At 65.7% G+C, this 13370-nt stretch carries 13 protein-coding genes; 6 read left to right on the top strand and 7 right to left on the bottom strand.

What is annotated here, in order from left to right; genetic code table 11:
• Positions 1-6: 6 nt before the first annotated feature.
• The 5 genes from nuoJ (at position 7) to nuoN (ending at position 5871) form a co-directional block, all read left to right on the top strand.
• Complete coding sequence (gene nuoJ / locus DOM56_RS01185) at positions 7-618, top strand: NADH-quinone oxidoreductase subunit J (protein WP_110707130.1); 612 nt, start codon at positions 7-9, stop codon at positions 616-618.
• Complete coding sequence (gene nuoK, locus DOM56_RS01180) at positions 615-923, top strand: NADH-quinone oxidoreductase subunit NuoK (protein WP_110597770.1); 309 nt, start codon at positions 615-617, stop codon at positions 921-923. The genes nuoJ and nuoK overlap by 4 nt, the downstream gene beginning before the upstream one ends.
• On the top strand, positions 920-2785 hold the full coding sequence (gene nuoL / locus DOM56_RS01175) for an NADH-quinone oxidoreductase subunit L (RefSeq protein WP_110707129.1): 1866 nt from the start codon (positions 920-922) through the stop codon (positions 2783-2785). Before nuoK ends, nuoL begins: the two co-directional genes overlap by 4 nt.
• Before the next feature lie 93 nt (positions 2786-2878).
• Positions 2879-4405 (top strand): NADH-quinone oxidoreductase subunit M, encoded by a 1527-nt coding sequence (gene nuoM / locus DOM56_RS01170; RefSeq protein ID WP_110707128.1) that lies wholly within the window; start codon positions 2879-2881, stop codon positions 4403-4405.
• On the top strand, positions 4402-5871 hold the full coding sequence (nuoN, locus tag DOM56_RS01165) for an NADH-quinone oxidoreductase subunit NuoN (RefSeq protein WP_110597767.1): 1470 nt from the start codon (positions 4402-4404) through the stop codon (positions 5869-5871). The genes nuoM and nuoN overlap by 4 nt, the downstream gene beginning before the upstream one ends.
• 75 nt (positions 5872-5946) lie before the next feature.
• Here the strand turns inward: nuoN and DOM56_RS01160 are convergent, their stop codons facing one another.
• Together DOM56_RS01160 and DOM56_RS01155 are read right to left on the bottom strand one after the other, a co-directional pair.
• On the bottom strand, positions 5947-6756 hold the full coding sequence (locus DOM56_RS01160; RefSeq protein WP_110597766.1) for an endonuclease/exonuclease/phosphatase family protein: 810 nt from the start codon (positions 6754-6756) through the stop codon (positions 5947-5949).
• Positions 6757-6760: 4 nt separating this feature from the next.
• A complete protein-coding gene (locus DOM56_RS01155; RefSeq protein ID WP_110597765.1) occupies positions 6761-7399 on the bottom strand; it encodes a thiol:disulfide interchange protein DsbA/DsbL in 639 nt (212 codons plus the stop codon).
• A gap of 318 nt (positions 7400-7717) precedes the next feature.
• Between DOM56_RS01155 and yihA the strand changes: the two genes are divergently transcribed.
• On the top strand, positions 7718-8338 hold the full coding sequence (yihA, locus tag DOM56_RS01150) for a ribosome biogenesis GTP-binding protein YihA/YsxC (RefSeq protein WP_232822125.1): 621 nt from the start codon (positions 7718-7720) through the stop codon (positions 8336-8338).
• A 367-nt stretch (positions 8339-8705) separates the two neighbouring features.
• Here yihA and DOM56_RS01145 read toward each other — a convergent pair whose 3' ends face one another.
• Genes DOM56_RS01145 through lysA form a run of 5 tightly spaced genes read right to left on the bottom strand, consistent with a single transcriptional unit; the run spans position 8706 to position 13245 of the window.
• A complete protein-coding gene (locus DOM56_RS01145; protein ID WP_110707126.1) occupies positions 8706-9440 on the bottom strand; it encodes an HAD family hydrolase in 735 nt (244 codons plus the stop codon).
• An 11-nt stretch (positions 9441-9451) separates the two neighbouring features.
• Complete coding sequence (locus DOM56_RS01140) at positions 9452-10366, bottom strand: tyrosine recombinase XerC (protein ID WP_232822124.1); 915 nt, start codon at positions 10364-10366, stop codon at positions 9452-9454.
• Entirely contained in the window at positions 10350-11090 is a 741-nt protein-coding gene (locus tag DOM56_RS01135; RefSeq protein WP_110707124.1) for a DUF484 family protein, read from the bottom strand. Before DOM56_RS01135 ends, DOM56_RS01140 begins: the two co-directional genes overlap by 17 nt.
• A gap of 59 nt (positions 11091-11149) precedes the next feature.
• Positions 11150-11983 (bottom strand): diaminopimelate epimerase, encoded by an 834-nt coding sequence (gene dapF / locus DOM56_RS01130; protein WP_110707123.1) that lies wholly within the window; start codon positions 11981-11983, stop codon positions 11150-11152.
• Entirely contained in the window at positions 11983-13245 is a 1263-nt protein-coding gene (gene lysA / locus DOM56_RS01125) for a diaminopimelate decarboxylase (protein ID WP_110707122.1), read from the bottom strand. The genes dapF and lysA overlap by 1 nt, the downstream gene beginning before the upstream one ends.
• Between the last annotated feature and the right edge of the window lie 125 nt (positions 13246-13370).

Below are 13370 nucleotides of genomic sequence, written 5' to 3'. Positions count from 1 at the left end.
AGAAGCATGCAAATCGCGTTTTACTTGAGTGGCCTGGTCGCGATTCTCGCCACCCTCCGCGTGGTGACCGGCACCCATCCGGTCCATGCGCTGCTCTATCTGATCGTGTCGCTGATCGCGGTGGCGATGGTGTTCTTCGCCCTGGGCGCCCCCTTCGCCGGGGCGCTGGAGATCATCGTCTATGCCGGCGCGATCATGGTGCTGTTCGTGTTCGTGGTAATGATGCTCAACTTGGGCGAGTCGGCGGTGGAACAGGAGCGGGCCTGGCTCCAGCCCAGAGCGTGGATGGGCCCGGCGATCCTGACGGCGGTCCTGCTTGTCGTGATGGTGGTGACGCTGGCCAGCGGCGACTATGACGGCACCATCAGCGGCGAGACGCTGACGGCCAAGATGGTCGGCATATCGCTGTTCGGCCCCTATCTGGTGATCGTCGAACTGGCGGCAATGCTGTTGCTGGCGGCGCTGGTGGCGGCGTCTCACCTGGGGCGCAGTGAAGCGCACGATGAAGCCGACCTCGCCCGCGAGCGCCAGCGTGAGCTGAACGACCAGGCGTCGACCAGCGAGACATCGAACCCCACTCGCGAGGCGCGTCGCGATGCGCAGGAGGGCAAGGCATGACGGGCATTCCGGTAGAGCACGGCCTGTGGCTGGCGGCGATTCTGTTCGTGCTGGGGCTGGCAGGACTGATGACGCGGCGCAACATGCTGTTCGTGCTGATGAGCCTGGAGATCATGATGAACGCCGCCGGCCTGGCGTTCATTGTCGGTGGGACCCACTGGCAGCAGGCCGATGGTCAGGTCATGTTCCTGATGATCATCACCTTGGCGGCGGCAGAGGCGAGCGTGGGTCTGGCGCTGCTGATGCAGCTCTACCGGCGCTTCAAGACTCTCGATATCGATGCGGCTAGCAGGTTGCGCGGATGACCACTTTTCACGATGTCTTGCTGACACTCACGTTCGTCTTTCCTTTACTGGGATCGCTGATCCTGGCGCTGTCGTACGGGCGTCTCTCCGAGCGAGCCAGCGCGACCATCGGCGTCGCCTCCATCGGCCTGGCGGCACTGTGCACGCTGTGGGTCGGTATCGATTTCTACGACCAGGGCAAGTCGGCGCAGACGTTGACCCTGTGGCACTGGATCAGCGTGGGCGATTTCCAGCCGACCGTGGGGTTGATGCTGGATGGCCTGTCGTTGACCCTGCTCGGCGTGATTACCGGCGTCGGCTTCTTCATCCACCTGTTCGCGGCCTGGTACATGCGTGGCGAGGATGGCGTGACCCGCTTCTTCTGTCATATGAACCTGTTCGTGTTCAGCATGATCCTGCTGGTGCTGGGAGACAACCTGCTGCTGCTCTACTTCGGCTGGGAAGGGGTGGGGCTCTGCAGCTACCTGTTGATCGGCTACTACTACCGCACGCCGGCCAACGGCTGGGCGGCGTTCAAGGCTTTCGTCATCACCCGTACCGGCGATGTCTTCCTCGCCATCGGTATGTTCCTGCTCTACCTCGAGCTCGGCTCGCTCAACCTGCAGACGTTGCTGGCGCGGGCACCGGAGATCTGGACCGAGGGCGGTCTGATGCCACAGCTCGCGGCGCTGATGCTGCTCGGTGGCGCGGTGGGCAAGTCGGCACAGCTGCCGCTGCACACCTGGCTGGCGGACGCCATGGCGGGCCCGACGCCGGTGTCGGCATTGATCCACGCGGCGACCATGGTCACGGCGGGTGTCTATCTGATCGCGCGGATGAACGGCATCTTCCTGATGGCGCCGGACGTACTGCTGCTGGTCGGGGTGGTCGGCGCGCTGACCCTGCTGGTGGCAGGCTTCGCGGCGCTGGCGCAGACCGACATCAAGCGGGTGCTCGCCTACTCGACCATGAGCCAGATCGGCTACATGTTCCTGGCGCTGGGCGTCGGCGCGTTCGATGCGGCGATCTTCCATCTGATGATCCACGCCTTCTTCAAGGCGCTGCTGTTCCTCTCCGCCGGCTCGGTGATCATCTGCACCCATCACGAGCAGGACATGCGCCGTCTCGGTGGGCTGTGGCGCAAGCTGCCACTGACCTACGCCGGGTTCATCGTCGGCGGGGCGGCGCTGGCGGCCCTGCCGCTGGTGACGGCGGGCTTCTACAGCAAGGATGCCATCCTCGTCTCGGCACTCGGTTCCGGCCATGGCGTGCTGATGCTCGCCGGGCTGCTTGGCGCGCTGCTGACATCGATCTATACCGTGCGCCTGATCCTCGGCACCTTCCACGGCAAGCCCAAGAGCGACAACGCCCGCAGTGCCCACGCTGGCAAGGGGCTGGTGCATGGCATACCGCTGGTGGTGCTGATCGTGATGTCGACGGCCATCGGCGCGCAGCTGACCCCGCCGCTGGACGAAGTGCTGCCGCCCGGCCCGGTCGCCGAGGGCCTGGGAGTCCATATCCTCGAATTCACCGCCATGGTCGTGGCCGTCGGCGGCGTACTGTTCGCGGGCTGGCTGTTCAAGCGCCGGCGTGACCTGATTCGCCGTGGCATGGCGGACCCGCGCGGCGCCCGGCTGTGGACGTTCTGGCACAACGCCTGGGGCTTCGATGCGCTCTACGACTGGCTGTTCGTGCGTCCCTACCAGGGCGTGGTCCGGGTCAACCGGGGCGACTGGATCAACTCGCTGTGCAACATTCTGCCGTGGCTGGCCCGGGCTTCCCATCAGGGGCTGCGCACGACGCAGACGGGCCTGATGCGTCACTACGCCGTATCGATGGTGCTGGGAGCGACGCTGCTGCTCGTCTTCCTGCTGGTGGGCTGACGAGATGCGCGCAGACAGGTTACACGGCGTCGAGGCCCCGATGACCCCAGCTCGGGCGCCAACGGAATTCACTCTATCGCGGATGGCTGATTCATGACTCTGGTCTGGCTGATACTGATCCCCTTCATTGGCGGCCTGCTCTGTTGGCAGGCGGAACGCTTTGGCGACCAGGCGCCTCGCTGGATCGCACTGGGCACCATGCTGCTGGAATTGGTGATGGTGCTGGGGCTCTGGGTCAGCAGCGACTTTCAGCTGCCGGCGGAGGGCGCCGCCAGCGTCTGGACGCTGGAGTGGCAGGCGGACTGGATCCCGCGCTTCGGCATTCAATTGCATCTGGCGATCGACGGCCTGTCGCTGCTGATGATCGCGTTGACCGGCCTGCTCGGTGCCATGGCGGTGGTCTGCTCCTGGAAGGAGATCGTCCGTCGGGTCGGGTTCTTCCACCTCAACCTGCTGTGGATCCTGGGCGGGGTGGTCGGGGTCTTTCTCGCCATCGACCTGTTCCTGTTCTTCCTGTTCTGGGAAATGATGCTGGTGCCGATGTACTTCCTGATCGCGCTGTGGGGGCACAGCGGCTCCCAGGGCAGTTCGCGCATCGGCGCCGCGACCAAGTTCTTCATCTACACCCAGGCCAGTGGCCTGCTGATGCTGATCGCCATCCTGGGCCTGGTGTTCGCGCATCACGGGGCGACTGGCGAGTACACCTTCGCCTATGCGGATCTGTTGAACACGCCGCTATCGGAGACCACGGCCTGGTGGCTGATGCTCGGCTTCTTCGTCGCCTTCGCGGTCAAGTTGCCGGTGGTGCCGCTGCACGGCTGGCTGCCGGATGCCCACGCCCAGGCACCGACGGCCGGTAGTGTCGACCTCGCCGGCATTCTGCTCAAGACGGCGGCCTACGGGATGCTGCGTTTCGCGCTGCCGTTGTTTCCGGAGGCCTCCCAGGCGTTCGCGCCGGTGGCGATGACGCTGGGCCTGATCGGTATCTTCTACGGTGCGATCCTGGCCTGCGGCCAGCAGGATCTGAAACGCCTGATCGCCTACACCAGCATCTCCCACATGGGCTTCGTCCTGATCGGTATCTATGCCGGTACCGAACTGGCGCTGCAGGGCGTGGTGGCGCTGATGGTGGCGCACGCCTTCTCCGCCGCCGGGCTGTTCATTCTCTCCGGGCAGCTCTACGAGCGACTGCACACTCGCGACATGCGCCAGATGGGGGGGCTGTGGGGACGTATCCGCGGCCTGCCGGGGTTCGCGCTGGTGTTCGTGGCGGCGTCGCTGGGCCTGCCCGGCACCGCCAACTTCGTCGGTGAGTTCATGGTGATGTTCGGTGCCTTCGGCGTGGCACCCTGGGTGGTGGTCATCGCCAGCGCCGGCCTGATCCTGGCCGCCGTCTACTCGCTGTTCATCATGCAGCGGGTCTACTACGGGCCGCCGGTGGAGGAGACGCCGCTGGCCGGCCTCGACCGGCGCGAGACGATACTGCTGTTCGGCATCGTCGCGCTGGTGGTGTTCTTCGGTATCTATCCCCAGCCGCTGCTGGATACCTCGGCCGGGGCCATGCAGGTGGTACAGCAGAGCGTTCAGCAAGCCGCGGCGATGACGGGAGGTGCCCAATGAGCGATGTCGCCAATCATGGTGTCCTGACGACCCTGCTCGCCATTTCCCCGCTGATTCTGGTCTGCCTGACCGTGATCGTGGTGATGCTCTCGATCGCCTGGAAACGCAATCACGCCTTGAGCGCGATTCTCACCGCCGTCGGCCTCAATGCGGCACTGCTGGCGCTGCTGTTCGGCTGGACGCTGGGTTCGGTCGACGTCACTTCGGTCCTGGTGGTCGACGATCTTTCCCGCTTCGGCGGCGTGCTGGTGCTGATGTCGACGCTGGCCTGCGTCACTCTGGCCCACCACTACCTCGAAGGCTACGAAGGGCCGCGGGACGAGTTCTATCTGCTGCTGACGAGCGCCGCCGCCGGCGGCCTGGTGCTGGTCTCGGCGCGTCACATGACGACGCTGTTCTTCGGCATCGAGCTGCTGTCGATGCCGCTGTTCGGGATGCTCGCCTACACCTTCCGAGACCGTGGCGCGCTGGAGAGCGGCATCAAGTACATGGTGCTGTCGGCGGCGGCGACCGCGTTCCTGCTGTTCGGCATGGCGCTGCTCTATGCGGTGACGGGCACGCTGGACTTCGCCGAATTGGGCGCGGCGCTATCGGCTCGCGGCAGCGACCCCTGGCTGCTGGCCGGTGCCGGCCTGCTACTGGTGGGACTGGCGTTCAAGCTCTCCATCGTGCCCTTTCACCTGTGGACACCGGATGTCTACCAGGGTGGCCCCGGGCCGGCGACGACGTTTCTCGCGACCGCCAGCAAGGTGGCGGTGTTCCTGGTGCTGCTGCGACTGTTCCAGTCGACGCTGGCCTTCCACGAGAACTGGTGGCACGACCTGCTCGGCTTCATCGCCGTGATCACCATGCTGGTGGGCAATCTGCTGGCGCTGACTCAGAACGACCTCAAGCGCCTGCTGGGTTACTCGTCGATCGCCCATTTCGGCTATCTGCTGGTGGCGCTGGTGGTCAACCAGGGCCTGGCGGTCGAGACCGTCGGCATCTACCTGGTCACCTACGTTCTCACCACGCTCGGCGCGTTCGGCGTCGTCACCCTGGTGTCGAGCCCCTACATCGCCACCGGCGGCACGGCGGATGCCAGCCCGCTGCACCACTACCGTGGCCTGTTCTGGCGGCGGCCCTACCTCACGGCGGTGATGACGGTGTCGATGCTGTCGCTGGCGGGAATTCCGTTCACCGCCGGCTTCATCGGCAAGTTCTACATCATCGCGGTCGGGGTCGAGGCGCATCGCTGGTGGCTGGTCGGCAGCGTGGTGGTCGGCAGCGCCATCGGGCTCTACTACTACCTGCGGGTGATGGTGACCCTGTTCCTGCATGAGCCCGGCATGCAGCGCCGCGATGCGACCCACGACTGGGCCGAGCGCGCCGGCGGGATGGTGGTGCTGGGCGTCGCCACCCTGGTGATCCTGCTGGGGCTCTACCCGACACCGATGATCAATTGGGTCAACTGGGTCGCGGGGTGACGGTGACGATCGCCAGCCGTCGAGCGCCTCGCATCGACGCCCGAAAAAGCGCCCGCCACAGGGCGCTTTTTCGTGTCAGGCGCCGGTGGCGAGGCCGATGCTGCGGCGGCAGCCGGCCGGTAGATGGATGTCCACGGCGATGGGGAGATGATCCGAGAACATCGCTTCCAGCACGCGCGGTTGCTCGGCCTTCAGCGATGCGGAGAGCAGGATGTGGTCCAGCGCGCGGCGGGGTTGCCAGGCAGGATAGCTGAGCTGCGACTTGAGCGGATTGAGATCCAGGGCCTTGCAGAACCGTGGGTGTGCCAGTAACTGCTCCGGCGTGCAGTTGAGATCGCCCATGACCACCACATGTTGCAGCGGCTCGACGATCTCGCCGAGATAGTCCAACTGGCGCAAGCGACCACGCTGGCTGAGTGCCAGGTGAGCGACGAAGACGTGCAGCGCATCGGGCCCTTCGCCGTAGCGGGCGTGGATCGCACCGCGCCCGCGCATGCCGGGCAGGCGGTGCTCGTCCACCTGGCTGGGCGTCAGGCGCGAGAGCAGCCCGTTGCTGTGCTGGGCGACGCGACCGAGGTTGCGGTTGAGCTGCTGGAAGTGAAAATCGAACGCCGAGCGATGGGCGAGATACTCGACCTGGTTGACGTGACTGGAGCGGAAACTGCCGCCGTCGACCTCCTGCAGGCCGACGATATCGTAGGCCGACAGGGTACTGGCGACGATATCCAGTCGCGAGCTGCGTTTGGGATGGGGCAGCAGGTGCTGCCAGCTCCGCGTGAAATAGTGATGATAGGCCGAAGTGTGAATGCCGACCTGCAGGTTGCAGGTCAGCAGTTTCAACGTCGACGCGATCTCGCTGGCGGGTGTCGAGACGGCTAGAGACATGGCGTCACTCGCTCTCGGTGCGTTCCTCGCGGACTTTCTCGATCAAGGCGCTGGCAATCTTCGGCATGTTTTCCAGCGAGCCGGCTGAGTCGGGCGTGACCACATAGCGGCCGTCGACGATCAGGTCCGGCACGCCCATCAACTGGTAGCCACGCATCTTGGCCGACGCCTGCTGGATCTCGCTCTTGACGCCGAAGGAGTCGAGCGCCTTGAGGGCTTCCTCCTTGCTGACGCCATAATGGGTGAAGAATTCGGCGATGTCGTCCTTGTCGGTCAGCCGCTTGCCCTGCTTGTGGATGGCGTCCATGAAGTCCTGGCGCATCTCGTCCTCGATGCCGAGCTGACGGGCTGCGTAGAACGCGATGGCGTGCTGCTCCCAGACCCGACCCAGCGGCGCTGCCATGCGATCGAAGGTGACGTCGTCCGGCAGTTGGGCAACCCACTCGTTGAGCGGCTTCTCCAGCGCGTAGCAGTGCGGGCAGCCGTACCAGAACACTTCGGTGACTTCGATCTGGTCCGCCGGCACCTCGGTTTTCATCGGTTCGTCGACGACTTGATAGTCCTGCCCCTCGACGATGTCCGCCGCCATCACCGCGCCCGAGAACGTCAGCCCGGCCAATAGCGCCACGAAAGACTTGATCATGCGTTACTGCTCCTGAAGGTCGATAAGTTGTTGTGAAACAGGTTTCAAGGAAATCACTGCCAGGCGACGGGGCCTCGGCTCGGTTGATGACGCGCCACGGCTGTTGGAGCCTCAGAGGGCTGCGAGGTTCCCTAGCTAGCCTGCTACCGATCACTTTCCCATAGCCTGACAGAAATGGCCGGAAAAGCGTAGGGCATCCGATGCTCGACGCCGGGGGATGACGACAGCGGGCCCCGGGGCTGACGTTGGCGCTCAGTCGATGGCGAGTACGCGTGATACACTGCGCGGCGCCAACGCCTCAAGATGATCGAGCCCACCATGACCGCCACGCCCGAGCGCCGCAATTACCAGACCGCGACTTTCCTGATCAGCGCGCCGACGCTGGCCAAATGCCCGTCGGATCACGGGGTCGAGATCGCTTTCGCCGGCCGCTCCAACGCGGGCAAGTCCAGTGCGATCAATGCACTGACCCAACAGCGGGCGCTGGCACGGACCTCGAAGACGCCGGGGCGCACCCAGTTGATCAACTTCTTCACCCTGCAGAACGACGAACAGCTCAGGCTGGTCGACCTGCCGGGCTACGGTTACGCCAAGGTGCCGGAAGCGATGAAGAAGGAGTGGCAGGCCCATCTCGCCGATTATCTGCATCGCCGCCGCTCGCTGGCCGGCCTGATCCTGCTGATGGACGTGCGCCATCCGCTCAGCGATTTCGATATCCAGCTGCTGGAGATGGCGGACGACCGCGCGCTGCCGGTGCACATTCTGCTGACCAAGGCCGACAAGCTGAAACAGGGCCCGGCCAAGGCCTCGCTGCAGCAGGTCAGGCAGCGCCTGGCCGAGTGGGAGGACCTGGTCAGCGTGCAGCTGTTCTCTGCGCTCAAGCGCCAGGGGCTGGATCAGGCCTACGGTGTGATGGATCGGTGGATGACGGCCGAGTGAGAGACATCGGGTTCGGTCACTGATTGGCATCCTCTACTGAATCCACTTCCCACTGAATGTGCCACCCCGATGACACCTATTCAGGACGGCGCTGACGACGGGCTCGCTGAGCCGGGGTTGGCGACAGGGATGTCGCAAAAGGCGCGTTGGACAGGATGTCCTTTCGCGCCGACCCGAGCTCAGCGAGCCCAGAGGCAGTATTTCGCCGTTCTGGGCGTCAAAAAGGGGAGTGTGAGGGGCTTGCCCCTCACGATAACGAGCGGAACGGAGGGGAATGCTCGTTCAGTCGTGACCTGCTGGGACTCGGATCGATCTCCAAGCGATCACCCTCCCAGTCACCGCTCTCTCCAAGTGACATGTCGTGTCGCTATAACGACGCCTGATCCAGTTTCGCCACGATCCCCGGCAACTCCCGCACATGCGTCACGCGATAGACTCTCGGCGGCAGTTGGCGCTCGCCCTCGTCCTTGGCGTCGATCCAGACCGCATGCATGCCGAGGCGCTGGGCCGCCAGTACGTCCTCCTCCCAGTTGTCGCCCACATGCAGGGCGCGATAGGGCTGAGTGCCGAGGGAGGCCACGGCGGACAGGAAGGGGCGTGAGTCGGGCTTGGGAGCGTGCATCTCGCCAGCCAGAATGATCACGTCGAAATGGTGATCCAGCGCCAGTCGGCGCACGTCGACATTGCCATTGGTAATGATTCCGAGCCGATAGCGACGCGCCCAGGCGTCGAACATCGGTACGACCTCCGGGTAGAGCGAGACGTCGTGACGCAGCGTCATGAACTGCTCGAAACCCGCTCTCGCCCAGCGCTGCGCGTCCGCGGGTGGCAGACCGTGTTCGAGCAGCAGCTCGTACATGGCGCGTTCGCGAATCCAGCTATGGTCGCCACGGCTCATGGGATAGCGCTGCATGAGCGACGCGCGCAGGGACTGGTAGGCTTCAAGGGGGAAGGCTTCGGCCAGCGGTGTTGCGGTGGGGCCACGATGGGCGTCGATCTGTTCGGTGAACCATCGATAATGAGTCGGCTCGGCATGGGCCATGACCGGTCCGTTGTGCCACAGCGTGTCGTCGAGGTCGAAGGTGATGGCGTCCAGCGGCATGCGAGTGGTCCCTAGCGGTTGTCTGAACTCTCGTCCGAGGAAGCAGCCGGCCTGCGCCGGGCGCGGGGATGGGCCTTGTCGTAGACCTCGGCGAGCTGCTGCCAGTCCAGCCTGGTGTAGATCTGCGTGGTGGAGAGATTGGCGTGGCCGAGAAGCTCCTGTACCGCGCGCAGATCCTGACTCGACTCCAGCAGATGGCTGGCGAAGGAGTGGCGCAGCCGGTGCGGATGGAGGTGTTCCGGCAGACCACGCTTGCGGGCGGTGTCGGCCAGGCGGGCCTGGATCGAACGATGACCCAGGCGCCCCCCATGCTGGGCGACGAACAGCGCGGTCTCGCCTTCTCCCGCCAGTGCGCTGCGAAACCCGAGCCACGCCCGGATGGCGTCGCTCGCGCGCCTGCCCAGCGGGACCTGGCGCGGTTTGCCGCCCTTGCCGACGACCCGCACGTGACGCTCGTCGAGACTGGAGAGATCTAGCGCCGCCAGCTCGGCCAGGCGCAGCCCGCAGGAGTAGAACAGCTCCAGCATGGCCTGGTCGCGTACCTCGAGCGGATCGCCGCCGTGAGGCGTATCCAGAAACCGGCCGAGCAGGTCGATGTCCACCGGGCTCGGCAGGTGGCGCGGCTGCCGGGGCGCCTGGGTCAACTGTACCGGGTTGTGATCCAGCTCGCCTCGCCTGACCAGCTCATCGGCGAAGCGGGACAGCGCGGCGCGCCGCCTCGCCAGGGTTCTCGGCGCCATGCCTCGGGTGCGTTCGTGGGCCAGGTAGCGGCGCAGCAACGTCACGTCGAGCTCGTGCCAGGCGTGGACGTCCTGGGTTTCGAGATAACCGATCAGGCCGCCGATATCGCGGCGATAGGCATCCACCGTCGCCGGACTGGCGCGCTGCGCCAGCCGCTTCAGGAAGGCATCAAGTGCGGCCTGCACGGGGGACCTCGGCACGCCGCAGCAGTCGGCTGACCACTTCTCCCAGATACTCCGTGAACAGCGTGTCCAGGGTGGCCCGGAAGTGCTCGCCATCGTGGCTGGCCAGCAGCAGGAAGCCCAGCGACTCCCCCTGGGTCAGCCGGGTGATGGCGCAGGAGCCGGATTCCGGCGGGGCGGTGCAGTGCGGCAGCAGGGCCCCCCAGTCCTCCCGATCGAGCGTGGTGCAGCGGCTGGTCTGTTCATTGAGCAGCAGTTCCAGGCGCTGACGCGCGGCGTCGGTCAAGGCGAATCGGGGCGGCTGCCAGGCGTTGGTATCCCGGGGCGTGGCGTGGCAGGCTGGCGGCGCCTCCAGCCACAGCCCGATGCCCTGGGTACGGAAGCGCTCGGCCAGTTGCGTCGACAGCGCCTCGGCCAGGGCGTCGGCGCTCTCGGCCTCGATCAGGCCCAGCACCAGCTCGCGGGTCCGGCGATACTGCGCCTCGTTGTAGCGCGCCGACTCGAGCAGGTTCTCGAGCCGCCACTCCGCGTCCTCGGCTCGGTGGCGCAAATCGTGCACCAGCCGCTCCAGTAGTGATACGGCGCCTGGAATATGGGGGTGCGGCACCTTGAGTTGCTGTAGCAGTCCCTCTCGGCCGACGAAAAAATCGGTATGTTGCGCCAGCCATTCGGCAACCCGATCGGGATCCAGTGTCTGGCGAGGCTCGGGGACCTGGGCGCGTGACATGCGGTGGTTCTCCTGTGAATCCCTGACGAGACAGCAGCCTGTCCCGCCGTATCTTTTTATTAGTTCAAGGCGACGCGCCCTTCGAAGACGCGTTCGGCGGGGCCGGTCATGACGATGGGCGTTTCGCCGCCTTTCCACTCGAGCGTCAAGCGGCCGCCGCGAAGTTCCACGTCGACGGGGCTCTGCAGCACGCCTCGGCGAATACCGCAGGCCACCGCCGCGCAGGCACCGGTACCGCAGGCCAGCGTCTCGCCGACGCCGCGCTCGTAGACGCGCAGGCGGATGGCGTGAGGGGAGACGATCTGCATGAATCCGATATTGGCCTGGCGCGGAAAGCTGGGGTGGTGCTGCAGCTTCGGCCCCAGCTCACCGACCGGGGCGGCGTCGACGTCGTCGACCTGCAACACGGCATGCGGGTTGCCCATCGAGGCGACGCTGAACGTGACGCTCCGGCCGTCGATATCGAGATGGTGCGATGTTTCGTCGCGATCGGCGACGAACGGTATATCCGCCGGCGCGAAGCGGGGCGTGCCCATGTCGACCCGCACCCGGCCGTCGTCGTCGACCTTCAGCGACAACGGGCCGCCCAGGGTCTCGACCTGGAACTCGCGCTTGTGGGTCAGGCGCTGGTCGATGACGAAGCGGGCGAAGCAGCGGGCACCGTTACCGCAGTTCTCCACCTCGCCGCCGTCGGCGTTGAAGATCCGGTAGCGGAAATCCATGTCCGGCTTGCGCGGCGGCTCCACCAGCAGCAACTGGTCGAAACCGATGCCGAAGTGACGGTCGGCCAGTTGACGAATCTGGTCGTCCCGCAGGTAAGCCCGCTGGGTGATCAGGTCCACCACCATGAAGTCGTTGCCCAGGCCGTGCATCTTGGTGAAGTTCAGCAGCATCAGCTCTCCCCCGGCAGCCGCGACTCCAGCGCCCAGAGCGAGTCGAGGCTCTCGCGACGGCGTACCAGATGGCTTCGGTCGCCGTCGACGAGGATTTCGGCAGGGCGGCCGCGGCTGTTGTAGTTGGATGCCATGGCGAAGCCGTAGGCGCCGGCCGAGCGCACCGCCAGCAGATCCCCTTCGGCGATCGCCAGTTCGCGCTCCTGGCCGAGGAAGTCGCCGCTTTCGCAGATCGGGCCGACCACGTCGTAGACGGCGCTTGGCCGTGCAGGACGGGTATCGACGCGTTCGATGCGCTGCCACGCCTGGTACAGCGACGGCCGGATCAGATCGTTCATCCCGGCATCCACGATGGCGAAGTTCTTGGTCTCGCCGGGCTTGAGGTACTCGACTCGGGTCAACATCACGCCGGCGTTGGCGGCGATGGAGCGGCCCGGCTCGAGCAGCAAGCTCAGTTCACGGCCTCGCAGGCGTTCCCGCACCGCGTGGACGAAGTCGCCAGCTGCCGGCGGACGTTCATCCTGATAGGTGACGCCCAGGCCGCCACCGATATCCAGGTGCTCGATCACGATACCGTGATCGGCGAGCCGGTCGATCAACGCGAGCAGACGGTCCAGCGCATCGAGATAGGGCGAGAGTTCGGTCAACTGCGAGCCGATATGGCAATCGAGCCCCACGACCTTGAGGTTCGGCCGTTCGGCGGCCCAGGCGTAGAGGTCGAACACCTCTTCCGCGGCCACGCCGAACTTGTTGGCCTTGAGCCCGGTAGAAATGTAGGGATGGGTCTTGGCATCGACGTCCGGATTGACCCGGATCGAGATGTTGGCGACCTGGCCGCGCTCGGCGGCGACGCGATCGAGGCGCTCGAGTTCCGGCCGCGATTCGACGTTGAAGCACTTGATGCCGACTTCCAGGGCGCGTGCCATCTCGTCGGCCTGCTTGGCGACTCCGGAGAAGACCACCTTGGCCGGATCGCCACCGGCCGCCAGGACACGCTCCAGCTCGCCCACCGAGACGATGTCGAAGCCGGCACCGAGACGGGCGAGCACGTCGAGTACGGCAAGGTTGGAGTTGGCTTTGAGCGCGTAGCAGACCAGATGCGGCATGTCGCCCAGGGCGTCGCTGTAGGCCCGGAAGTGCCGGGTCAGGGCGGCGCGGGAGTAGACGTAGCACGGCGTGCCGTACTGCTCGGCCAGTTGATCCAGCGCAATACCCTCGGCATGCAGCACTCCGTCGCGGACGGGGAAGTTGTCAGAGGTCACGGCAGCTCCTCGGCGGTCGGTGAGGTGGCTGCCGGCGCCGGGCTTGCCTGGGGCGCTGCCGGCTGACGAGGCGCCGCGCCGGGGTTGCTCTCTGCCGGCATCTGTCTGGAGGAGGCTGGCTGAGA

Source organism: Salinicola sp. CR57, assembly GCF_003206585.1.
Lineage (GTDB): Bacteria > Pseudomonadota > Gammaproteobacteria > Pseudomonadales > Halomonadaceae > Salinicola > Salinicola lusitanus.
This window is presented reverse-complemented; position numbering and strand designations above follow the sequence as displayed.

What these genes read in the sequence shown, in the direction of transcription:
- nuoJ (WP_110707130.1), top strand. Translation starts at nt 7, where the DNA reads ATGCAAATCGCGTTTTACTTGAGTGGCCTGGTCGCGATTCTCGCCACC.
- nuoK (WP_110597770.1), top strand. Translation starts at nt 615, where the DNA reads ATGACGGGCATTCCGGTAGAGCACGGCCTGTGGCTGGCGGCGATTCTG.
- nuoL (WP_110707129.1), top strand. Translation starts at nt 920, where the DNA reads ATGACCACTTTTCACGATGTCTTGCTGACACTCACGTTCGTCTTTCCT.
- nuoM (WP_110707128.1), top strand. Translation starts at nt 2,879, where the DNA reads ATGACTCTGGTCTGGCTGATACTGATCCCCTTCATTGGCGGCCTGCTC.
- nuoN (WP_110597767.1), top strand. Translation starts at nt 4,402, where the DNA reads ATGAGCGATGTCGCCAATCATGGTGTCCTGACGACCCTGCTCGCCATT.
- DOM56_RS01160 (WP_110597766.1), bottom strand. Translation starts at nt 6,756, where the DNA reads ATGTCTCTAGCCGTCTCGACACCCGCCAGCGAGATCGCGTCGACGTTG.
- DOM56_RS01155 (WP_110597765.1), bottom strand. Translation starts at nt 7,399, where the DNA reads ATGATCAAGTCTTTCGTGGCGCTATTGGCCGGGCTGACGTTCTCGGGC.
- yihA (WP_232822125.1), top strand. Translation starts at nt 7,718, where the DNA reads ATGACCGCCACGCCCGAGCGCCGCAATTACCAGACCGCGACTTTCCTG.
- DOM56_RS01145 (WP_110707126.1), bottom strand. Translation starts at nt 9,440, where the DNA reads ATGCCGCTGGACGCCATCACCTTCGACCTCGACGACACGCTGTGGCAC.
- DOM56_RS01135 (WP_110707124.1), bottom strand. Translation starts at nt 11,090, where the DNA reads ATGTCACGCGCCCAGGTCCCCGAGCCTCGCCAGACACTGGATCCCGAT.
- dapF (WP_110707123.1), bottom strand. Translation starts at nt 11,983, where the DNA reads ATGCTGCTGAACTTCACCAAGATGCACGGCCTGGGCAACGACTTCATG.